The sequence below is a fragment of the Corynebacterium sp. NML140438 genome (genome assembly GCF_001875725.1).
Classification (GTDB): domain Bacteria; phylum Actinomycetota; class Actinomycetes; order Mycobacteriales; family Mycobacteriaceae; genus Corynebacterium.
In genome coordinates, this window is record NZ_MLCQ01000025.1 from 1 (window position 1) to 21,083 (window position 21,083).

At 59.2% G+C, this 21,083-nt stretch carries 22 protein-coding genes and 2 tRNA genes; 11 read left to right on the top strand and 13 right to left on the bottom strand.

Annotated features, from left to right (window positions below; translation table 11 throughout):
- Positions 1-165 precede the first annotated feature (165 nt).
- The 5 genes from BJP08_RS08025 (at position 166) to BJP08_RS08045 (ending at position 2,480) form a co-directional block, all read left to right on the top strand.
- Complete coding sequence (locus tag BJP08_RS08025; RefSeq protein WP_143110065.1) at positions 166-594, top strand: hypothetical protein; 429 nt, start codon at positions 166-168, stop codon at positions 592-594.
- Positions 587-916, top strand: coding sequence for a hypothetical protein (locus BJP08_RS08030; RefSeq protein WP_071569112.1), 330 nt, complete (start codon positions 587-589; stop codon positions 914-916). Before BJP08_RS08025 ends, BJP08_RS08030 begins: the two co-directional genes overlap by 8 nt.
- A gap of 5 nt (positions 917-921) precedes the next feature.
- A complete protein-coding gene (gene cmrA / locus BJP08_RS08035; RefSeq protein WP_071569113.1) occupies positions 922-1,728 on the top strand; it encodes a mycolate reductase in 807 nt (268 codons plus the stop codon).
- Positions 1,729-2,364 (top strand): oligoribonuclease, encoded by a 636-nt coding sequence (gene orn / locus BJP08_RS08040; protein ID WP_071569114.1) that lies wholly within the window; start codon positions 1,729-1,731, stop codon positions 2,362-2,364.
- A 43-nt stretch (positions 2,365-2,407) separates the two neighbouring features.
- Positions 2,408-2,480 (top strand) — tRNA-His (locus BJP08_RS08045).
- Between the two features lie 218 nt (positions 2,481-2,698).
- Here the strand turns inward: BJP08_RS08045 and BJP08_RS08050 are convergent.
- Complete coding sequence (locus BJP08_RS08050; protein WP_071569181.1) at positions 2,699-3,871, bottom strand: Ig-like domain-containing protein; 1,173 nt, start codon at positions 3,869-3,871, stop codon at positions 2,699-2,701.
- Between the two features lie 217 nt (positions 3,872-4,088).
- On the opposite strand from BJP08_RS08050, the gene BJP08_RS08055 reads away from it, so the two are divergent.
- Both BJP08_RS08055 and BJP08_RS08060 read left to right on the top strand, forming a co-directional pair.
- Positions 4,089-4,164: transfer RNA gene (locus tag BJP08_RS08055), tRNA-Lys, on the top strand.
- A gap of 104 nt (positions 4,165-4,268) precedes the next feature.
- Positions 4,269-4,832, top strand: coding sequence for a nicotinamidase (locus tag BJP08_RS08060; RefSeq protein ID WP_071569115.1), 564 nt, complete (start codon positions 4,269-4,271; stop codon positions 4,830-4,832).
- A gap of 50 nt (positions 4,833-4,882) precedes the next feature.
- Here the strand turns inward: BJP08_RS08060 and BJP08_RS08065 are convergent, their stop codons facing one another.
- Positions 4,883-5,158 carry a DUF3618 domain-containing protein gene (locus BJP08_RS08065; RefSeq protein WP_070361996.1) on the bottom strand — a complete coding sequence of 92 codons (276 nt, stop codon included), beginning with the start codon at positions 5,156-5,158 and terminating at the stop codon, positions 4,883-4,885.
- Between the two features lie 70 nt (positions 5,159-5,228).
- Here BJP08_RS08065 and bcp point away from each other — a divergent pair, with 70 nt between their 5' ends.
- The 4 genes from bcp (at position 5,229) to BJP08_RS08085 (ending at position 7,073) form a co-directional block, all read left to right on the top strand.
- Entirely contained in the window at positions 5,229-5,720 is a 492-nt protein-coding gene (gene bcp, locus BJP08_RS08070) for a thioredoxin-dependent thiol peroxidase (RefSeq protein WP_071569116.1), read from the top strand.
- An 18-nt stretch (positions 5,721-5,738) separates the two neighbouring features.
- Positions 5,739-5,957 (top strand): hypothetical protein, encoded by a 219-nt coding sequence (locus tag BJP08_RS08075; RefSeq protein WP_071569117.1) that lies wholly within the window; start codon positions 5,739-5,741, stop codon positions 5,955-5,957.
- A 745-nt stretch (positions 5,958-6,702) separates the two neighbouring features.
- Positions 6,703-6,828 (top strand): hypothetical protein, encoded by a 126-nt coding sequence (locus BJP08_RS11890; RefSeq protein ID WP_255364804.1) that lies wholly within the window; start codon positions 6,703-6,705, stop codon positions 6,826-6,828.
- A gap of 2 nt (positions 6,829-6,830) precedes the next feature.
- Positions 6,831-7,073: an AlpA family transcriptional regulator gene (locus BJP08_RS08085; protein ID WP_071569119.1), complete on the top strand. Its 243-nt coding sequence runs from the start codon at positions 6,831-6,833 to the stop codon at positions 7,071-7,073.
- Between the two features lie 81 nt (positions 7,074-7,154).
- On the opposite strand, the gene BJP08_RS08090 is transcribed toward BJP08_RS08085, so the two are convergent.
- From BJP08_RS08090 to BJP08_RS08140, 11 genes are all read right to left on the bottom strand, one after another.
- Entirely contained in the window at positions 7,155-7,457 is a 303-nt protein-coding gene (locus BJP08_RS08090; protein WP_071569120.1) for a hypothetical protein, read from the bottom strand.
- Positions 7,433-7,849 carry a hypothetical protein gene (locus BJP08_RS08095; protein ID WP_143110066.1) on the bottom strand — a complete coding sequence of 139 codons (417 nt, stop codon included), beginning with the start codon at positions 7,847-7,849 and terminating at the stop codon, positions 7,433-7,435. Before BJP08_RS08095 ends, BJP08_RS08090 begins: the two co-directional genes overlap by 25 nt.
- A gap of 52 nt (positions 7,850-7,901) precedes the next feature.
- Positions 7,902-8,192 (bottom strand): hypothetical protein, encoded by a 291-nt coding sequence (locus BJP08_RS08100; RefSeq protein ID WP_071569122.1) that lies wholly within the window; start codon positions 8,190-8,192, stop codon positions 7,902-7,904.
- Positions 8,193-8,954 (bottom strand): peptidoglycan recognition family protein, encoded by a 762-nt coding sequence (locus BJP08_RS08105; RefSeq protein WP_071569123.1) that lies wholly within the window; start codon positions 8,952-8,954, stop codon positions 8,193-8,195.
- A gap of 30 nt (positions 8,955-8,984) precedes the next feature.
- Positions 8,985-9,563 carry a carbohydrate-binding protein gene (locus BJP08_RS08110; protein WP_071569124.1) on the bottom strand — a complete coding sequence of 193 codons (579 nt, stop codon included), beginning with the start codon at positions 9,561-9,563 and terminating at the stop codon, positions 8,985-8,987.
- Between the two features lie 47 nt (positions 9,564-9,610).
- Complete coding sequence (locus tag BJP08_RS08115; protein WP_071569125.1) at positions 9,611-9,967, bottom strand: hypothetical protein; 357 nt, start codon at positions 9,965-9,967, stop codon at positions 9,611-9,613.
- A gap of 28 nt (positions 9,968-9,995) precedes the next feature.
- Positions 9,996-10,346 (bottom strand): hypothetical protein, encoded by a 351-nt coding sequence (locus tag BJP08_RS08120; protein WP_143110067.1) that lies wholly within the window; start codon positions 10,344-10,346, stop codon positions 9,996-9,998.
- A gap of 418 nt (positions 10,347-10,764) precedes the next feature.
- A complete protein-coding gene (locus tag BJP08_RS08125; RefSeq protein ID WP_071569127.1) occupies positions 10,765-13,146 on the bottom strand; it encodes a hypothetical protein in 2,382 nt (793 codons plus the stop codon).
- On the bottom strand, positions 13,139-14,119 hold the full coding sequence (locus BJP08_RS08130) for a hypothetical protein (protein ID WP_143110068.1): 981 nt from the start codon (positions 14,117-14,119) through the stop codon (positions 13,139-13,141). Before BJP08_RS08130 ends, BJP08_RS08125 begins: the two co-directional genes overlap by 8 nt.
- A 138-nt stretch (positions 14,120-14,257) precedes the next feature.
- Entirely contained in the window at positions 14,258-14,965 is a 708-nt protein-coding gene (locus BJP08_RS08135) for a hypothetical protein (protein ID WP_071569129.1), read from the bottom strand.
- Complete coding sequence (locus tag BJP08_RS08140) at positions 14,966-21,076, bottom strand: phage tail tape measure protein (protein WP_071569130.1); 6,111 nt, start codon at positions 21,074-21,076, stop codon at positions 14,966-14,968.
- Positions 21,077-21,083: the final 7 nt, after the last annotated feature.

Below are 21,083 nucleotides of genomic sequence, written 5' to 3' on the forward strand. Positions count from 1 at the left end.
AGGTGTCAACCACCACCCCAGGTTGTTTCCTCGGGCTAAGTGTCAACTATGTCGCGGCTGAGGTGTCAACCATCAGGAAGGTTCTCGCAGGCACGCCGTGTCAACTATGTCGTGACTTCGGACACTGCTGGGGGCGCTTTTTATTACCCGATGTACCATGGCGCCATGTCCGTCTCTATCTCTTCCGCTCACGCCCGCGAGTTGCTGGCCACAGCGCATGAAACCGAGGAGCGCACCCGGGAGAAACCGGCCGTTCCTTGGGGGTGGATCTTGTGCGCAGCGGTCTGCTTCGGGGTGAGCCTGCCGCTGATCTTCGTTCTCGACCAGTTTTGGCCGTTCCTCCTGTTTGTACCGTGTGTCGGGTGCATCATTGTTATCGAGCGCCGGAGGTCAAACGGCGTGCGCTCAAGCATCCGACAGCCGATCAAAGAGGACCCCAAAATGTCGTTGCTCCCCTTCGGTGTGTACTTCCTCTGCATATCGCTCTTGCAGGTCGCCCCGCTCCAGAACAAGGTGTTCTCGAGCCTACTCGGTGCGTTCGCGACCGTCGTTTTCGTCGTTACGTACGTGAGGAGCTGGAGGAGCAATGCCTGATATTTTGTTGCAACCCTCGTGCTTGAGCATCTGCGCCGCACTCTTTGCCGCCGAGGCCACCACCAGCGACGTCGGCGCCGCGGAGAACAAGGAGATGCACCCCAAGCGGCTGCGTACTCTCACTCAGCTAGATAGCGACGCCTACCTCACGGCCATCAACGCACTCAAAGAAGCCGGCTACGTGTCCCTCTTTACGGACCGCAAGGCGAACCCGGACAAGAACGTGGACTGGGTCTCTCTGACCGCTACCGGTGCCCGCGCATACCAGGACTGTATCGAGGAGTTGCGCTCGATTGCGGAGTCGGGCAGTCGGGTACCCTGAGGTGCATGACATTTCCCTCCCCAACTACTGATTCGTTCGCGCTGATTACCGGCGCTTCGCAGGGCATCGGTGAGGCAGTTGCGCGCCAACTTGCTGCTGCTGGCTATAACGTGCTGCTGGTGGCGCGTCGAGAAGCGGTGCTGATGCAGCTTGCCGAAGAGCTGGCGCATGCGCACGGTATCAACGCCGAGGTCTTCGCAGCAGACCTGTCCAAGGAGCGCGACGTGACCGCGCTGCTGGACTACATCGGGCAGAAGAAGATCACCATCTGCGTGAACTCCGCCGGTATTGCGTCGTTTGGCCCGTTTATGAAGCAGGACTGGAACTACGAGACGGACCAGTTCAACCTCAACGCCACGGCGGTGTTCCGCATCACGAAGGCGGTACTGGACCAAATGGTGCCGCGTGGCGAGGGTTCGCTGTGCAACGTGGGCTCGGCAGCAGGTAACATGCCGATCCCGAACAATGCCACGTACGTGTTTACGAAGGCGGGCGTCAATACGTTTACGGAGGCGCTGCACTACGAGCTCAAGGACAGCGGCGTACACTGCACGCTGCTCGCGCCGGGGCCGGTGCGAGAGGCAGAAGTTCCTGAGGAGGAGCAGTCGATCGTGGACAAGGTCGTGCCGGACTTCCTCTGGACCACGTACGAGTCCTGCGCGAAAGACACCATCAGCGCGATGCGTAGCAACAAGCGCCGCGTGGTGCCGGGCCCGCTTTCCAAGGTGATGGATTTCGTATCGACGTACGCTCCGCGCGGCGCCCTCGCCCCAATCATGGGGCGGTTCTATGCACAGATGGGAGAAGAGTAAATGGATGTCCCTGCAAAAAACGACCGCATCGTATGGGTCGACCTGGAGATGACGGGTCTGGACACGTCCCGCCACGTCATTGTGGAGGTCGCAGCGCTCGTCACCGATGCGCAACTTGAGATTCTCGACGAGGGCCTGGACCTAGTGGTCCACGCCACCGAAGATGAGCTCGCCGAAATGGACGACTTCGTGCTGAACATGCACACCGAGAACGGGCTCCTCGACGAGATCCGCTCCTCCTCCGTGTCCATCAAGGAGGCTGAGGACGCGGTCCTCGCGCTGATTGCAAAGCACTGCGACCCAGACCACCCAGCGCCGCTTGCTGGCAATTCCATCGCCACCGACCGGTCATTCATCCGGGAGCAGATGCCGCGTCTCGACGCCGCCCTGCACTACCGCATGATCGACGTCTCCACCATCAAGGAGCTGTCACGCCGCTGGTTCCCGCGCGCCTACTACAACCAGCCCGAGAAAGGTCTGGCGCACCGCGCGCTCGCCGACATCGTGGAATCCATCCAGGAGCTCGACTACTACCGCCGTTCCGTGTTCACGCCGGACCCAGGCCCGGATTCCGAGCAAGCTGCCGACGCCGCAGCCGCCGCACACGCCCACTACCAGCGGTTTTTGCAATCTTAGGCTTTCGTTGTAAAGTAGTTCCCGCTGTTGAAAAACAGCGATGGTGGCTGTAGTTCAGCTGGTAGAGCACCAGGTTGTGATCCTGGGTGTCGCGGGTTCGAGCCCCGTCAGCCACCCCGAGAGTACCCCGTGACCTGCACAAACAGGTTGCGGGGGACATTGCTTTCAACGGCAGGTACGTTAAGCCAAGAATTGTTCCCGGGGCTTTCGATGAGCGGGGAACATTCTTCGTGGACAGGCGTCGCGAACTCGGGAAACGCGAATGGCGGTCGCCCGGAATGGGCCTGAAACCCAAAAAGCTCCCGGGCTCGGGAACTTTTTCTAACAGACCGGCTTAAGCGTTCGGGTCCTTCGACCCACCAGAGCGCTGCTCCCAGTCCAGGTTCCAGTAGCCCAGCCCGTCATAGCCGTTGAGTGTGCCACCGTTCGTATTCTTCACAACGACCGGGTCACCCCGCTTCACGGTCTCCTGGAACCACTGTGCATCCGCGTACGTCGCGTTGACACAGCCGTGCGACTGGTTCGTCGAGCCCATCGCCCACACCGCCCACGGTGCCGAGTGCACGTAGATGCCCGAATAGGACAGCTGGGTGGCGTAGTCGACCGAGGTGACGTAGCCGCCCTGCCCCAGCCCGAGGCCGAAGGTGCGGGAGTCCATCACCAGCGAGGTGTGTTCGTCGCCAACAACGTAGGTGCCGTTTGGAGTGTCGTATTTGAAGTCGGCACCCAGCGAGACCGGGAACGAACGGATCTGCTCGCCGTTTTTGTACACGCGCAGCACTTTCTCGTTGTTGTCGATGACGGTTTTCACCTCATCGCCGATCTCGAAGCTGGTCTCGTTGTCCTGCGCACCGTAGACGCCGCCGCCGAGGTCCTTACCGTAGAGGTCCGCAGTGACCTTCACCGTGGTGCCCGGCTCCCAGAAGTCCTTCGGGCGCCAGCGCAGCTCGTACGGGTCCAGCCAGAAGAAGCCACCCTCGGTGTCGTTCGAGGTCTCGACGTCGATGAGCTCCTCGAGCGCCTTCGTGTCCTGGATGGGGACGTCGAAACGGAACGTGATTGCCTGCGCAACGCCGACCGTCGAGCCTTCGAGCGGGCCCATGTACACGTTCGTGGTTGCGGTCGGCACCACCGTGGAAAAGCTCACGGTCTTCTTCTGACCCGCCCTATCCTTCGCCACGATGGTGTAGTAGCGGCCGTACCCAAGCGGTTCGGTGACTTCCCACTCGGTGCGGTCGTCGTTGAAAGACGATTCGATAACCTTGCCGGCCTCGTTGGTCATCTCGACTTCTTCGAGCCCGGCTTCAGACTTCACCGTGATCGGGTCGAGAGGCTCGACATCCGTCTCCTCGTCCTTCACGGAAAACGCTGGAGGCTCTGGCTTCACGGTCGTCTGACCAGTGGTTTCCGCCACCTGATTGATACCCTGACCCGCCCCGGACGAGCAGCCAACTACACCCACCGCCAACACGGCGACGAGACCAACACCGATGAGAGACCGCCGCATGTTTGTCACGTTTCTCGCTTCCTCACAACACCCGAAGTTTTAGCAACCAACAACACTATCGCCCCAGCGCAACGAAACGCTACTCTGCATCGACCCGAAACGATAACCGTTCCATAACGATCGAAAATAACCACGCTGACCTGGCGATTTTACACCTTGCAAACCTTAGTGTTACTGTATTCAACGTTGCCAACGAGGACAGCCTCCGAGACAACAAGCGCCATTAGCTCAATTGGCAGAGCAACTGACTCTTAATCAGTGGGTTCGGGGTTCGATTCCCTGATGGCGCACCACCTTAGCCCTCTGGCCAGCGGGATCAGTACCGCAGGCCAGGGGCTTTTTCGTATCTTAACGGCAATCCGGCCTACGCGCACACAACAACGACTAGGCTATCGGCATGACTATCGCTTGCATCCTTGTTGATATCCAAAATGACTTCTGCCCCGGTGGCTCCCTCGGCACCGCGAAAGGCGATACCGTCGCTGAGGGAGTGCGCAAACTGCTCGAGGAACACGGAGACGACTACGACTTCGTACTCGCCACGCAGGATTGGCACATTGATCCGGGCACACACTTCTCCGAAAACCCTGACTTTGTGGATACGTGGCCAGTCCACTGCGTCGCTGACACCGATGGCGCACAGCTGCGCGCGCCGCTGGCGTCGATAAGCATTGACAAGTACTTCCGGAAGGGCCACTACACTGCCGCGTACTCCGGTTTTGAGGGCATAACTGACGGCGATGTGCTGCTCGGCGATTGGCTGCGTGAGCACGGCGTCACCACCGTCGATGTGTGCGGCATCGCGACCGACCACTGCGTACGCGCCACGGTGCTCGACGCCCGCAAGGAGGGTTTCGACGTCCGCGTCCTCGCCGACCTGTGCTCCCCCGTCGACGAGGAGCGTGGCCAGGCGGCGCTGCGTGAGATGGAAGAAGCAGGGGCGACGATCGTCGCGAAGTAGCAGAAAACCCCGCTCCTCAACGTGGAGGGCGGGGCTTTCTTCTGCGCGTTTTAGCGCTGAGACAGGAGCTCCTGCAGCTTCTTCAGCTCGCTCTTGCGCTTGCGGCTGTTAAACACCTTGATGCCCACAAGTGCCGCGACGCCAACGCCAATGCCGATCAGGACCTTCTGGACGGTCTCGTCCTGCAGCCAGTTGGCAGCTTCGCTCTTCGCGCTGTCTGCAAGGTTGGATGGCTGAGCGCGGTCCGCGAGCTCATCGAGGGTGCTAGCGAGCTTCGAGCGGGTCTCTGCAAGGCTGCGCTCAATGTCATGAATATCTCGTGCCACGATCTACATACTCCTAGATGTGTTAACTATTTACAGAACTTCCAACCAATCTAGTGTAAAACGGGGAATTATGACTGACAACATTCGACTCGAACAAGGCGACACCGCCCCCGTATTCACCCTGACCAGCGACAAAGGCGACACCGTATCGCTCGCAGACTTCGCCGGAAAGCGCGTTATTGTCTACTTCTACCCACGCGCTAACACCCCTGGCTGCACCAAGGAAGCCTGCGACTTCACCGAACACCTCGAAGTATTTAACGACGCTAACATCGCCGTCGTCGGCATCAGCCCCGACAAGCCAGAGAAATTGGCGAAGTTCCGCGAAGACCACGACCTGAAGATCACCCTGCTTTCCGATCCGTCCAAGGAAACCATGACCGCCTACGGCGCGTTCGGCGAGAAGAACAATTACGGCCGCATCGTGCAGGGCGTTATCCGCTCGACGGTCCTCGTGGGCGCCGACGGCAAGGTTGAACAAGCACAGTACAACGTTCGCGCAACCGGTCACGTCGAGCGCATCCTGCGCGACTGGGACCTGAATGCAGCCACCGACGCATAAGATGCTATCTTTGGCGCCGTGGATAAGAATACGACGCCAAATCAAGACCCCTACCTCAAAGACGAGTACAACCCTGATCGCCCTGCCGAGCCCAAGAAGCAGCGCGCGATAGTCGCAACGATTGCGATTGCTGCCTTGGTGGCCCTCGGCGGCTGGCTCATCTACGGACCAGAACAGGAAGACACACCTACCCAGTCGACGGACGGCTCCGTCGAGTTCCCTATCGACGCTCCGTAGTTTTGCGGCTTCCGCCTCTCAGCTTTTGCGGCGCACACAAAAGAACCTCCGACACTGCGTCATTTGCAGTCCCGGAGGTTCTTTCCTCTTGTGCGCCCGGTGAGACTTGAACTAGCTATGTGTACTTTTTGAAGGTGCCTCGTTACCTGCGTTTTTGCTGGTGGCGGGGCATTTTTACTGTTTTGCCACTACGCCGTTTTCCGGGCGATTCCGGGACATTACGGGGCTTTTTGTAGTCAAAATGCAGTCACAAAATCCGCCCCGATCATCACCGTATACAGTAACGCGCCCACTACATACAGTGACGCCCCAAACACAAGAAGACCCCCACCTGAGTATCTAGCCAGAATGGGGCCAGTCGGGCTACAGGGGTAGTTTTTCTGCGGGCTCTTGGCATACTGCGGCGCGATCGAGTCCGGCGTCACCAAGTGTTCGAGGGTGTCGGCGAGCCAAACTGTCCACCGCTTAATAACAGTCCAAACATACGAAGCAATCACATAAAGTCCATTACAGCACTTGACACATAACGCATATTTACGTTATACTATGTGTATTGAGTCAATGAGACTCACGAACAACTAGATAGAGAGGAGGTGCAGAGATGTACACAGACATCATCGCAACAATCACCCTGATTGTGATGATTATTATCTGGCTCGACACTCGCAAATAGGGAAGCCCCCGGCTAGCCGTAATAGCCGGGGACAACCCCACCCCCTCAACACTACACACGAAAGGACCCACAATGACATTCACACTCCTCGGAGTCGGCACCGGCATCATCACCACACTCGCAGGTGCTAACCCCCTCTTCGCCCTCGCCTTCCTCGCCGTCGGCTACGGCATCGACAAAAACAAAAAGAAGGCATAACCATGCACCCCATCATCATCGACGAACACACTGGCAAACGCCTCTTCAACAGCGCAGAATGCGCCGAATACATCGGCGTATCCCCCCGCACCTGGTCCAACTACTACGCGAACCATCGCACCCCCGAACCCGTCGCCACATGGGGCAAATCAGCCCCACTATGGGACGCCGAAGAAGTAAAAACCTGGCACGCAGCACGCCCAGGCTCCCCCGTAAAAGGAAGCTCGAAACACTCCACCGACTAAAGCAAAAAGACCCCGCCAGACACACCTAGTGTTGGTGCGCCCGACGGGGTCTTGATACTTCTCGCCACATTGGCTTCTTGCCTACAGGTCGGCCTCCACGGACTCATGCACATCGATCCGCAGCGCGGGATAGCGCTGGCGGACCTGCCGCAGAGCAGCAAGCGAAAAGTTGTACTTCACTTCCAGCGCCTCCTGTGCTTCCTCGAGCTTCGCCACACGGTCAAGCAGCGTTTTCAACAAGTCCTGCATCTGCCGCTGCGCAGTATCCACCGTGTCCTTACCCCGCACATCAGCTTTCGGCTTCTCACGTGCCGTCAAAAAGCCAAGATAGGCCGGGATTACTGCCGCAAGGACAAGGGCTAAGCTCTCCCAGAACTGTTCCATGCTCTCGCCCCCTTCGGGTCTGCTCGAATATCAAGCGTGATCTCACCGCGCTTCCCCCGCCACACTGCCCACATCGTCATCACAGCCAGCGCCAAATACACACTGCCGCGCTCTAAAAACGTTGCGAGCGAGTCAGGAAGAAACGCCATGCCCCACAGGCTGATCAGTGCCACCGACAGTGCCAGCGTTATTACCCCGGCTGTGCTCTGATGCCACACAGCAACCACGAGGCAGGCCACACCGAGCACGACCGCCACCGCAATCCACGCAGCGACTGGAAGCCCAATCAACGTCAACGGGTGCGGGCCTGCTGGCCCATGCCGAATCAGCCAGCCCGCACCACGAGCCAGAAAACACAGCCCAAGGATCAGCAGCGCGGTGGCATCGGTCATCAAAAAAGCCCGCAGCTTGTAGGCTGCAGGCCGACACCTCAACGGCAATTTATCAATCGGCATAGCCACCACCACTTGTAGCCGCCTGCTCAAGTCGTGGTGCCATTGACGGGGTCATCGCGTCACGTGTAAACCGATTCACGATAAACCCCACTGCAGTGGCGAGTGCCGTCAAGACGGTGCCAGTCGTGGTGTTCTGCCAATCCGTGGACTCGCCCAGCTGTGCAAGGACTGCGACGACACCTGTCAGAACGATGATGATTGACCCCTTGTATCGACGCCACCACGGCTCGGAAGCAATTACCTGTTCTGCGACCCGGGCTGTCAAAGAATGCTGTCCCATCTACCGCACCCCCTTGGTGTCCTTGAAGCCGTCGATACCGAGCTTCGCGCCGATTGCCGCGACCGCATCAACGAGAGTGCGCCCGCCCAGCTGTGGCCAGCCGGGGTACTTCCCTAGCTCGCCTGAGCCAGTCAACTGTGCTTTCGCGTCCTTGCCGTAACGCTTGGCTTCGTCAAGCGCTGCGACCTGTTCAGATCCAAACATGGTGATTCCTTTCTCTTCGGGTTGTGACTGTTTTTCGCCCATCGCGTCGTACCAATACTGCGCACGGGCGATGTAGGCATCGTGGTACTTCCCGCCTGGCCGAAGGTGATACGGGCAGCCCGTCATGCCACCTGACTCAATGGAGTGAAAGCGCACGTTTTTCCCACTAACCGGGCGACCAAGCTTGTAGTAGCGACAAATCGCGGCAACCAGGTGCGCACCAGCCTCAAGGGTCTTCTCACTGATAGGCCAGTCCTGCGCCGCACCACCACAATTGGAGTGCTCAATAGCGATAGTCTCCTGGTTGGAACGCTGATTCGCGTTGGCCCACGCGGTATCGCGATCCCATACGGCTTGGCCGATCACCCCGTCACGGTCAATGCAATAGTGCGCGGACGCTGGCCGGTCCTGCCACACCCGCACACACTCCTTGACCCCACCGACCATTGCCATGTGATGCAAGGTGACGTGGCGGATGTTTTGCCCGCCACGCCCTGGGGTGAAGTGTTTTCCTGTCAGATGCACAAGGTCTGGCTCGAGTGTGAACCAATCTTTCATCGTGTCCTCCTTTGGGTATAAAAAATGCCCCTACGGTAGGGGCTGAAATAGGGCTTCCGATTCGTTTGGCGGCCAGTCTGCCGATGTGGTGTGGGGGCTGAGGACGCGGTACTGCTGACCCTGGTATTCGACCACGTCGCCCTCCTGCACGGGCAGGCCAGGCGCGAATTGGATGACAGCGGACGCCGTGTTCTCGTCTGGCGCGGTCTTCGGGGTCACCATGTCAGTGATGTCGCGCCAGATTTCCTCGTCCACGCCGTGTGCTCCTGGCTCGAGGCTGTTGAGCCCGAGGGCCCGCGACTCCCAGAAGTGGTTGTTGTGCGTGATGACGTTCCCGTGCAGGTACGCCTTTGCACGGTCGTTTAGCGGATTCTCCCAGGCTGGCACCTTGTCAGGGTGCGCTACGGCGTCCTCTACTGTTACCGCAGCGGGTCTTTCGATCAGCCCCGCGTCCTGCAGCTCCGAAATCAGCTCAGCTTGTGCCTGTTCGATTTTCGCCTGCATCTTTCTACGCGGCTCCTCTGTCAAGGTGATCCACGTGCGCAGGGTGGCTAGGTCCTCGAATGGGATTGTCTGCACTACTGCTTGGGCTTCTTCTAGCGTTGCCAAAATGTTCCTTTCATTAGTAGGTGCCCTGCGCAGTACCTGCGTAGGGCTTAGTCTTCTGCAGGGATGGGCATAATCACGAACGAGAACGTATCCGACTCTGTTGCCTGAGCTGCCCGCAAGTAGATATAGGCGCTATCCGTTGCTGCTTCGACAACGTTGATGCCGCCGGGATTTTCACGCCACCATTGCACATCACGCTGCCTCTCTCCATCTACGAGGACGAGTGTCGTCGTCCCCTCGTAGGTGCTGGTCAGCTGCACATGTGACACCCCTTTTGGAATGCTGATGCGGGCGATTGAGCTGCTCTGGTACTTCTTGCCAGCGACAATAATCGGGTTGCTGTTCGGTTTTCCGGCCATGACTACGGAGTACGGCATCAAGCCGCCAAGGTCTGGGCTGTTCATGCCGCCACCCCCTGGGCTACAGCGGGAACTAGGACGCAGGAATCTGGAAAATCGTCACGCCCAGCAGCGTTGGCTTCGACGGGTCCTCCGTTGAAACGAACGGGCGCACGGTTCCCGCCGTGTCCATGATGACTCGGACGATTCGGCCCTTGTGCGGCCCATTCATCCCGAATAAGACTCGCGACCCGGCGTAGAGCGACATCCACCGCTCCTCGTCGAAATCCAGCATGATTTGATGCACACCGGCAGGTAGCCAAAAATCGGTGGCCGTGTCTTTCGGCCCACGACCGGCGACGATCTGGCCCGGAGTACCGCCCTCCGTACTGACAGGCTGGATGACCAGGGAGCGCATCCAATCTGCTTCTAGTGGTGTCGTCACCTACACCACCACCCCAGCTGCTAGACCGGATAAATCGTGAGCGTCCCTCTGTGATCCTCGGCCACATCCGACGCAGTAGCTGCAGGCCGGATGTACACCACGACTTTCTCCCCGGGTTTTGCCCCGACTCTGACAGTCGCTCCCTCCCCCCCCCGTTAAATTCGGCGAGTTTTCGCCAATGAAAGCCCGCGCCAGTATTGTGATGATGCCAAATCTCAGCCTTTTGCGGCCCCGACCAGGACGCAGATACCAAGCTCGGACCCTCCAGGCGGTAGTGGTCGCCACCATCGACCCGCATCAGCTGGTCATTCCCAGCTTGTCTCACCAGTGTGAATGACACTGGCATCGCAAAATCAAGTGATTCTGTCATTTCTCCTCCTTAAATTGATAAAAGGGCACCAGGTAGTGCCCTGTAGGGTTAAATATCAAGCCCAAGCTTGCGGTACTTCGCCCGTATTTCTCCCCACAACCTTTCTGTCGCAGGGGTTATCCCCATAGGCAGTACGACCCCCCGAATGTTAATGCCGAAGAGACCTCCTCTCACGATCTCTAGCTGCTCAGCTGAAAATCGAAACACCATACCGGCGTTGTCAAAATCTTCCGTAATCGTCGTGACAATGGGATCGCCCTTACTTGGAAATACCGACATTTTTACAAGCGCGTAGCCCAACATATCTACACCACGTTTCCTCGGAATCCTGACAAAGACAGAACTCGAGCTAACACGTTCAGGTACATCAATGCATTCGTCCAAATCTGCGCCATGTCTGGTGGCCCACCTCATCCCGCCAGATGCCGTGCATTCCATACGCAAAGGCAGTGGCTCCGAACCGCGCATGCTAGCGTGGTTCATCTCAATTGAGTACTTCGCTGCCAGCACCGCCTGGTCAAGCTTCTTAATCGCTTCCCCGTTTAGCTGGTTCGCCTCCAACGCCGATTCCGCAGCTTTCGCGGCCCGCTCACCAGTCTGCGCCGCGTGCATACCCGTCTGCGCAGCAAACCCAGCAGCAGCACCAACCGCACGCACCGCCCGATTCGTCGCCCGCTGCGCATCCTCCAAATTCCTGGTGATCGCCTCGAGCTTCGCCTGCGCATCCGCAAGCTTCTCATCTGCAGCACGCAAATCCTCGTTGATTTTGTTCTGCAGCTTCGTCGCATCTTTCAGGTTGGTAATCGCCGCGGAGTTCTTCTCGTTCGCCTCCGACAGCTTGTGTGTCGCGGCCTCGAGCTTCGCCTGCGCTTGCTCCAAAATCACGATGGACTCTTTGTTTTTCTCCGCAGCGTCCAGCGCTGATTTCGCTGCACGCGACGCATCATCCGCCGTCAACTGCGCATACATCGCACCCATCGACGCAGACCCGGCTGCAGCGCCTGCAGCCTGCACACCACGCGCCACGGCCTTAATCGCCTCACCATGCGCCTCGGCAATCTCACCGTGCATCTCCAGCACACCCTGATGCAGCGCGAGGATCTTGTTCTGCTCCGCATCAACCTTGGAAAGCAGCTCCTTTGACTCCTCCTGCAGTTGCTTGAGCTTGCGCCCAGCCTCCGTCGACGCGGACTGCGCCTGCGTCTTCAGATCACTGACCGACTCCACAGTTGCTAGCGCTGCATCAGCCTGCTCTTTCGCCTCCGACGCATACCGCTGCGCGTCAGCCACAGCACCTGCAGCACTCTGCGCATGCGACTGCGCCTGACCCACGTACTTGCGCCCGTCAGCAATCGCCTGCTGCGCCTGCTGCACCGTCGCAGCCACCTTCTCCCGCACATCCGCAGCCTCATCCGTGGCCTGCCTGGCCTGCGCAGCCGCCGACTTCGCCGCCTCAGCATTCGTCGACGCCTCATCAGCCAGCCCACGCATCTGCTCATTCGCAACACTGATTTGTGCCTCAAGCGCGGACACCTGGGAATGCAGCACCGCTATTTCATCGCGCAGCGTGGAGTTCTTGTCCAGAATCTCGTCCGACTCGGAAAGCAAGCGCTCCATCTCCGCCAACGCGGACTGCGCATTCTCGTACGCCCCTTTCGCTAACTCATAAGCATCAGCAGCCTCTTTCGCGTACCCACGGCCCTTTTCCTCCGCTGCAGCAGCACCATCAAGCGCCCTCCGGATCACCCCCTCGGCATCATTGACCGCCGAGAGAGCCTCATTAGCCGTGGACTTCGCAGACTCCGCCGCAGACACAGCCTTAGCCGTCTGTGACTCCAGGCCTGCGACCTCACGCCGCGACTGTACCGCCGCCTGGCGCAACGTCTCATTCTCCGCGAGCCTGGCTTCATCATTCGTGAGGACTTGGCCGCCCACGTGGACTGCCCAGTCGTTCTCGTCATGGTCGGTGACTTTCGGCTCAATACGCGTCACCGGCAGAGGCACGCGACGCCCCCAAATCTCGACGGTGGCGAGGTCACCCTGCTCGAAGTGCGTGAACGGTATCCACGGCCCCAAGCCCGCCTTCGTGATGTCCGACTCGAGGAAGAAATCACCCTCCACACGAGCCGCAGCGTCAGTGAGCACCTTGTCCACGTCCGATGCAGGCACCCAATCCGGGTCCGTCGTATCCGCCGCGGTGACGTTCACATCGGCGCGCACGAACCGGCGGGCAAACCCACCCACACGATGCCCCGCGGGTGCGAGTGACGCGACGTAGCCCAGCTCATTACCTGGTGCTGCGAACTTGTAGATGTCGTTGATGTCAACGTCCTCCGGCACAGACAGCTTGTAGCTGCCGAAAGCCGACGACGCGACCGGCTTAAGCACCGTCACTGTCGCCTGGTCTGCGACGAAATACGGCCTAGACATGAGCAACCTCCTTGACAGTCAAAACAATCATCGCGTGCGGGAATGCGCGGTACGCCAGAGTGCGCTGCGACGCCCCCTGCGAGGGGCTGATGTCCACCTGCTGCGGGGTCATGGACGAGGTGGCTTGATTCCAACAACGCACCGGCTTATCCCCCGGCCACCACACACGCGCGCCCAGAATCACGCCAGCATTCCTGGCTTGTGCTGCGACCGTGTCCCACAGCGAACCGTCCGCCGCGTCCAAGGAAATGACCGGAGTGTTGTCGACCTCCGGCACCTCAACCACATGGAAAGGATCATCCACCCAGCGGGTGCCATCCGGATCCGCCTGCGTCATCATCATCGCGTCCAACGACTCCTGCGCCAGACGGCGAATCACGAAGCCCGCCTTGCCTTCTTTCCACCGGAACATGGCTTGCCCTGCGAGCTCGACGCGCGCCATCGACCATGCGCGGGAATACTTGAGCTGCGACTCGTCCGTGGTCTTCTCGTACGGCTTTGCCGCCCACCAAGCGGCGGGCCACGACACCGCAAAAATGGTGTTCCATACGTCGGCTGCGTTGAGCGCCGAAATGGTCATGGTCTGCGGCAGACCATCGTTGTCCGGGTCCTCCGCGGACGCGGTGATGATGACGCCGCCACGCCTGACGATGCCGCCGTCCTTACCTCGCCACGCCGCCAGCAGCGTGTACAAGGTCGGGTTGACCTCGAGACGCCCCGACGCGTCAATGTGGTCGAGCTCGTTGGCGATGAGCAATTGGTAGGCGCGCTGCTGCTCCCCCGCCGGGGTCATGACGGGCATCGTGAAGCTCACGTCGGGTGAGTCCATCCACTGCTCCGGCGCGGTTACACCGTCCGTGGTGGCGTCCGGCAGGGTCATAAGCGGGTTGCCGTCGGCATCACCCAATCCCCACCATTGTCCGCGCTGTGCCACGACGTAATCGACATGTTTTGACCAGGCGTCCCAATCCATAATGTGGTCCCCTCTCTATAAAAGTGGCGGGGTGGACGAACCCCGCAATTTGCTTAACGTCCAATTAATCGTCACAGTGACGTAACGTCCCTATATGGTTACAGTGTCGGTTTTCGTCACAGTAACCCAATAGTGGGTTTATCCCCACGGATTCGCCACCAACAGTTCCCACACCAGCTTTGCCCCATTAGGCAGCGACCAGGTTCCCGTCTCGCCCGGCTCCACGCCCTCCGGAAACGCACCATCAACCATGAGCCCCTCCGGGGCGAGGTCAACCAACGGTGCGACCGACGAGGCGGGCAATTTCCACGACGCACCCGACGGGCCACGCACCATGCCACCAGACCCGGTATTCACAATCCGCGGATACACGGTTGCATCACCCACATTCGCCACCGTCGTAGACGTACGCGAACTCGACCGGAACAGGCCAGTCGAGTTGAACACCGGCACCGCCAGACTCATCTGCGTGCGGCGGCGCGCATCCACATCCACGCCAGGCAGAACGCCCGCAACCACGTCCAGAAAAAACGCGCCCTGCGGATGGTCCGCCTCCACCTTGAACGTGCACATGCCATCCCAGCCACGACGAAACTCGCGATACACCCGCTCCATCTCATCGCCATTCTGGGCACGCAGATAAAACGTGATTTCCTGCTCAATCGCCGCAAACCGGCGCTTGCCCGGTAGCACGCCAGGACGCCCTGGCCGCGACAAATCCGACCGGCTGGCCACACCGCGCAGCTCCCGAAGATTGCCCTCCGGGGCCAACACCGGCTCCGTCAACGGCGACCCGGTAAGCACGTAGGTCTGGCCAGTCGCCATCGTCAACTCAACGTTGAGCATTTAGATACCTCCAATCCTACGTACCGTCGCCACCGTCGATGCCTTACGCGTCATACCGCGAACATTCGAACCAGCAGTGACCTCAGCCACCAGCTTGTCCACCTGGTCCGCGGTGTACATAGCCTCGCCATCCAGCGCGATATGCACCTCCTTGGCGACCTGGTCTCGCACACCCGGTGTCGCCACCGAGCTATCTAGCTTCCAGGTCACGCCGAGGTCCGCAGCCGAGGTCGCATTACGGTTCGCCGCGCGCAGATAATCACCGCGCAGCTTCTCGTTGCCCTTGGCAAACGCCTCCGACGTCTGGTTGAGCGACGTGATCGCTTTCTCTAAACCCGCGATGGTTTCCTCGAGCGGCTGCGTCTTCCCATACAGCTCCACCTCATTGGTGAAGTCCTCGATGGTGCGCCGCATATCCTGCGCGTCATCACGCGCATCCCAAATCGGCTTAAGCGCTTCATTGGTCCGTAGCTTCTCCTCCGCCGCCGCGAGCTGCGGCAACTGAGACCGCAACACCGCCATGGTGTCGCCGCTGCGGAACGCGGTCTCACCCATGAGCCGTAGCGTGCGATTCAACGCCTCCTCGTCAATTTGCACGCCCGTCTCATTCATGAGCGTGCCCAGCACATTGCGCAGCGAATTCACCTGAGCGAGCTGGCCGCGATACTCATTCGCAAACTGGCCGTTAGCACCCATCTGGTAGCCCCAACGGCCCAGGATGTTCTTATCGAGCGCCTGCTGCGCCTCGGCAAGCTCCGCCATAACCTTAGCGATCTGCTCCATGCCAGTCGCGTCCTCGAGGTCGACGCCGGCGACTTTCGCCGACATCTTAATCAGACGCTCCTGCGCGGTAAGCAAATCCTGCTGGTTGCGGAAGTTCTGCAGCGCTGCCTTACGCGCTGCGTCCTCCGCCTTAATCACGGACAGGCGCGACTCAAGCTCACCCTTGAGAGCTGTGGCCCGCGCCGACTCGTAGGCATACAGCTTCGAAATCGCCGTGTCACTCCACTTGTCGAGCATGCCAGCCGCCACATCCGCCTGGAACTGCATGTAAGAGTCCCAGTCCTCGAACAGACCATTAGCACGAATAGCACGAGCCTTAGCCTGCGCCTCCAACTCCTTGTCCAAGTCCTGGCGAGCCTTCGCCACGCTGATAGCAGACTCCATCTCCGCAGATGCCTTATCAGCCACAGCCACCCGCAGGTTAAACATGGCGGTGCGCTGCTCCATGAGCCCACGCACCAACTCCTGCTGCAGCGACGCAACGTTCTGCTGCATCGTCGCCACCAGCTTCGCGTACTCGGCAATCGTGCCGAGCCCGTCTGCCAGTGTCTTCAACGCTTCCAGCTGCGCCTTACGCACCCGCTCAATGATGTCCTTGATGAAGCCCACGATCTTCTTGATGATGCCGATCGCCTGCTTGAGCATGTCAACGGCAACACCCAAAGACAGGCCCGCAGGCCCAACCATGGACGCAGCACCACCCAGCGCGGACGTGACCGCGCCAAGGCCTTGGGAGACTATCGCAGCCGGGGCGCCCATAGCGGTGAGCTGGCTAGCCAGCCCCTCCGCCATCGGCACCATGCCCATGATGGACTCCTGCGACAGCAGGACGATGTTGTCGAGGTCCTGCGCTTGTGCTTTCTTTGCCGCCACGAGCTCCTGCTCGGACTTCTTCACGGCCTCGTTAGCCTTGGTGATTTCCTCCTCTCTCTTTGTCGCGTTCTCCGCCGCGTTGTCGGCCTGGTCCTCACGCACCCGCTTGAGCTTCTCTTCGGCGTCGGCCACCTTGTCGGCAGCCGCAGCGCGCTTCTCATCCGAATCCGCTTCGGCCTGCTTGGCCTTAGCTTCATCAACAGCCTTTTGTGCATCGTCGAGCTTGCGTTGCTCGGCCTTCGACAAGCCGCCCTCATCGTTCATGAGGTCCTCGAGTTCCTTGCGCGCGTCGGCGAGGGCTTTTTCTTTCTCGGCGATGGTGTCGAGGTGACCAAGTTGTCGGTCGCGTGCGTCCCAAATCGCGGACTCGCCGTCAACAACGGCTTTGATGATGTCCTGGCCGGGTAGGTCCAGGCCAAGGTCGAAGAAGGCGTTGACTCCGGCGCGCGCGTTGATGCCTTCAATCGTCTTCGGGTCGGCGGCTTTCGCCAGCCACTCCTGCGCACCCTCCGCGACGTCCGCCAGCACATCCGTCTGCGCCTTGATAGCAGGCACGAGAGTACCCACAGACCGGATAACGTCGGCGAGCGTCTTCCACTGCGCCGCATTAAAAACCGGCTCGGGCGAGCCAGACTTATTGATGGCCATGGCGCCGTGCTCAAGCCAGCCGCCATTATCAAATAGGCCCAGCTTCGGCAGGATACCGCCCTCGGCGTAGCCGTGACCGTGACCCCACATAGTGGTGAGGTCGGTTCCGTATCGACCTTTGTAGTAGCGCAGGGCCGCGTTCATATTCGCCCACGGGTCACGACGGTCATCCGGCAATTCCGGGTCACGGTGAGCAGCAAATGTGCCAGGGATAATCTGCAGCAAACCAACACCAGCAGACTCGCCCGTGCCGTTCACATCCACAATCTGCTGAGCAATATCAGCATTACCACCAGACTCCGACATGATCTGCGCCAGCATGGCATTAACCTGCGCCGGGTCATCGGCATTGAACCCCTGGCGACGCATAGCAGCCATAGCCATTTCACGCCATGATTCCGCACTACCTGTCGTACCCGATGCTCCTGCATAGCTTGTTGCCTCGTCGGCTTTGCCGAGAATGAAATCCTTAGCAGCAACCCATGCCTTATCAAAGAAGGCAGAAGGAAGATCACCGATAACACCAGGAGCATTGAACCCTGAGATTTTGCCCTTAACAGCATCAATAATGGGGTTAAACAGGTCGGTTACGCGCTCCTTGATAGAGCGGAATACAGCCTTAGCGCCGTCCCAGACCATCTCCACCATATTCTTCGGGTCACCCAATGGCTGCTGCGATGCCACGTGAACGTGGTTACGGTGAGCATTCATAGTCCCCGCACCATAGAAACCGAAACCGTCACCAACGTCTTTGCCATGTTTCACGTTGTGGCTGAACGGGCTATGGATAAGCTCGAGCAAGCCTTTTCCGTAGTTGTTGAAAAGGTTCATGGCAGCAGACTGCATTTGCGGAGTGTCGTCCGTTCCATTCGAAAAGTCCACGGCGAGACCCTGACCATGGTAATCATTCGAATTGCGCAGCGTTGATGTGATTGTCATCATCGGGTAGTACTTGTTGACCCAATCGGTGATGGACCCGATGACGCCGCCAGCGTAGAACCCTCCGATTTTTCGCTGGTCATCATCATAAAGGTACTGTGCGACACCCCGCTCGCCGCCCATTCGGGCTGCTGCGTTGACGCCATCGACCCAGGCTGTGCCGAGGACGCGGGTTGCTTCGGGCCGCATGACCGCTTCTCCACCAGACAGCCCAATCGACATGCCAGTTTTCGGTTCGATGAACGTGTACGGGTCCCGGCCTGGGGTGTACCCGGGAAGAATGCCACCACGGGCAAACTTGATTTCTTGCAACTGGTCGAGGCCGACAAGACCTGCAACTGCATTCCATGCCTTACGGATACCGCCGTTATATACAACGTCCACGACAAATTGCACGGGTGCTTTAGTTTTGTCTTTGATTCCGTCCCAGATTCGACCGATAGCGTCCACAGCAGTCTGGAACCAGCCTTTGACCGTATCGAGTCCGCGACCGAGTGGGGCGAAGACGTTTCCATCGATCCAAGTCCAACCGGCATGCAGCATATCGCGCATCCAATTCCACTTATCGACGAGCCAGCCGATAGCTTCCTGCGCCCGATTCCACAGATTCACATAGCCCTGAATGGAGCGCATGATGACGTTGTCCCAAATCCAGGACACCACCGTGACGAGGACACCGTAGAGCCAATTCCACTTATCGAATACCCAGCCCAGGGCCGAAGAAACAGCAGGCCACAAAGTATCCGTGAAGAACGACGCCAACGGGACGAGCACGTTATCGCGCAGCCAGCCCCACACGGCTGTCACCGCGTCGAGCATTGCCTGCCACTTATCAGATACCCACGTAAGCACCGAATCAATCGTCGGCCATAAAGTCTCTGTGAAGAACGCACCCAGAGGCCGGAATACTTTCTCGTTCAGCCATTCCCAGCCAGCCGACAATTTATCGACTACCCACTGCCAACCATCGGCAAGTGCCGCGGTGAACTTCGACCACAGCTCACGCCCAGTCTCCGTCTTCGTAAAGAACCAAATAAGGCCAGCAGTCAGAGCAGCAATCGCCGTTACCACAATGCCGATAACGTTGGCCTTCATCGCAAGGTTCATGCCTTCCTGGGCAGCCTTAGCGAGCTTAGTCGCCGTGGTCACGGCCGTCATGCCAAGTGACCACGCTTTCCACACACCGCTCGCAGTGCCTACCGCGGCAAGCAGTGGCACCAAGTAATCCTTATTCTTAAGTATCCACTCGCCAAGCGAGGTGAGCTTCCCGACAACGTTCTCAAGCACCGGTCCGAGTTGCTCCGCAAAAGACGCCGCCAGCGGCATGACCTTATCAATCACTAGCTGCATGGCAGGAGCAATAGAATCAAAAATCTTAGACGCTACCGGCTCCAAAGCAGCCAGCGCATTCAGCTTGAATTGATCCCAATTCTCCGCAAAGTCGGCAGTTTCCTCCGCAACACCATTAATAGTGTCCGACGTCGCACCAGTCGCAGCCATGAAATCATCAACTGACAGCGTGCCAGTCTTGACAGCGTCCACAAATTGCGCAGCGCCACGAGTACCGAAGATTCCCGACGCCATATCAATCGCGCCAGCGTCGTCACCCGCGTTAATAAGCTCCTCGATACTGCCAATCGTCTCTTTCAGCGCCTCCGGTGCATCACGCCCCTCGGACGAAAACTCCGCGAGAGCGCGCTGCATCGACTGCAACGTCTTATCTGCATCAAGACCAGCTTTATCCATCTGGCCTACCAAGGCAGCAGAATCGGCCATATCGAACCCAAAGCCACGCAACGACGGGCCAGCCTTCACAGCGGAGTTCGCAAGCTCAGACACCGACAAGCCAGTAGCCTGCGACACCTGGAACATTTTGTCCAACATGTCAGGCATGTCCTTGGCCTCTACACCGAAGCCGTTCATAGCCTGAGACAGCGAGTTAATGTCAGCGTCGACGCCGAGCTCTTGCAGCTGCAGCATCGACCGCGTCATATCCTCAAGCGGCTTACCCGTCAGCCCCAGGCGGGTATTCAGATCCGCGGCGGTTGAGCCAATGGCTTCGAAGTCCCCACCAATGCCCACAGACTCCTTCGCGACGTTCCGAATATTTTCTTTGAGCGCCTCGAATGCTTCACCCGTCGCACCGGTCCCGGCGCGCACCGTGTCCCACGTGTTGTCGAAGGTTGTTCCGACCTTGACCAGGCCCGCAAGCCCACCGGCTACAGCACCGGCCGCCACAGTCATGCCAGTCTTAAGCTTGGCGCCAATATCGTGAAACGAGGTTCCAGCGTCGTCGGCTGCGGCTTTCGCTTTGTCCATTTCTTTGCGAAGGCCGCCCATAACGCCCTTATGGCGGTCTTCCTCATCCTTTGCGGACTTCTGCGCATCCTCAAGCTTGCCGACTGTTTTAGCGTAGTCCTCGGCCTGGTCCGCAGCCTTCTTCTGCGCGGCAGTGGTGTCCTGCTCCGCCTTCTTCAGCTTCACATTCGCGTCTGCGACCTTGGCCTTGGCGTCCTCGAGCTTCGCGAGCTCCTTGGTTCCAGAATCGCCCTTGGCGAGAGCTTTCTGGTAGTCCTCCTCGGCGGCTTTTTGCTTCGCAATGGCAGCCTGCACCTTCTGGCGAGCAACCTCTTCCTTACCTGCAGCAGACTCTGCGGCCTTGCCAAGGTCATCGACTTTCTTCTTCGACGCCGCGGCCTGACGCTCGAGAGACTTCACCATGTCATCCGCAGTCTTCTGCACCGCGCCCGAAGCCTTTTTCGACGCCGCCTCCGCAGGCTTCACAAGCCCCTTTTCGATACGCTGCGTGATTCCCTCAAACGTCGGGACGAACGGGACGGACACCCAGCCGAGTGCGTTGTCTGCCATTGTGAAG

Bases quoted from the DNA above. Each gene is read 5' to 3' on its own strand.
- BJP08_RS08025 (WP_143110065.1), top strand. From the start codon at position 166: ATGTCCGTCTCTATCTCTTCCGCTCACGCCCGCGAGTTGCTGGCCACA.
- BJP08_RS08030 (WP_071569112.1), top strand. From the start codon at position 587: ATGCCTGATATTTTGTTGCAACCCTCGTGCTTGAGCATCTGCGCCGCA.
- cmrA (WP_071569113.1), top strand. From the start codon at position 922: ATGACATTTCCCTCCCCAACTACTGATTCGTTCGCGCTGATTACCGGC.
- orn (WP_071569114.1), top strand. From the start codon at position 1,729: ATGGATGTCCCTGCAAAAAACGACCGCATCGTATGGGTCGACCTGGAG.
- BJP08_RS08050 (WP_071569181.1), bottom strand. From the start codon at position 3,871: ATGCGGCGGTCTCTCATCGGTGTTGGTCTCGTCGCCGTGTTGGCGGTG.
- BJP08_RS08060 (WP_071569115.1), top strand. From the start codon at position 4,269: ATGACTATCGCTTGCATCCTTGTTGATATCCAAAATGACTTCTGCCCC.
- bcp (WP_071569116.1), top strand. From the start codon at position 5,229: ATGACTGACAACATTCGACTCGAACAAGGCGACACCGCCCCCGTATTC.
- BJP08_RS11890 (WP_255364804.1), top strand. From the start codon at position 6,703: ATGACATTCACACTCCTCGGAGTCGGCACCGGCATCATCACCACACTC.
- BJP08_RS08085 (WP_071569119.1), top strand. From the start codon at position 6,831: ATGCACCCCATCATCATCGACGAACACACTGGCAAACGCCTCTTCAAC.
- BJP08_RS08090 (WP_071569120.1), bottom strand. From the start codon at position 7,457: ATGGAACAGTTCTGGGAGAGCTTAGCCCTTGTCCTTGCGGCAGTAATC.
- BJP08_RS08095 (WP_143110066.1), bottom strand. From the start codon at position 7,849: ATGACCGATGCCACCGCGCTGCTGATCCTTGGGCTGTGTTTTCTGGCT.
- BJP08_RS08100 (WP_071569122.1), bottom strand. From the start codon at position 8,192: ATGGGACAGCATTCTTTGACAGCCCGGGTCGCAGAACAGGTAATTGCT.
- BJP08_RS08105 (WP_071569123.1), bottom strand. From the start codon at position 8,954: ATGAAAGATTGGTTCACACTCGAGCCAGACCTTGTGCATCTGACAGGA.
- BJP08_RS08115 (WP_071569125.1), bottom strand. From the start codon at position 9,967: ATGAACAGCCCAGACCTTGGCGGCTTGATGCCGTACTCCGTAGTCATG.
- BJP08_RS08125 (WP_071569127.1), bottom strand. From the start codon at position 13,146: ATGTCTAGGCCGTATTTCGTCGCAGACCAGGCGACAGTGACGGTGCTT.
- BJP08_RS08130 (WP_143110068.1), bottom strand. From the start codon at position 14,119: ATGGATTGGGACGCCTGGTCAAAACATGTCGATTACGTCGTGGCACAG.
- BJP08_RS08135 (WP_071569129.1), bottom strand. From the start codon at position 14,965: ATGCTCAACGTTGAGTTGACGATGGCGACTGGCCAGACCTACGTGCTT.
- BJP08_RS08140 (WP_071569130.1), bottom strand. From the start codon at position 21,076: ATGGCAGACAACGCACTCGGCTGGGTGTCCGTCCCGTTCGTCCCGACG.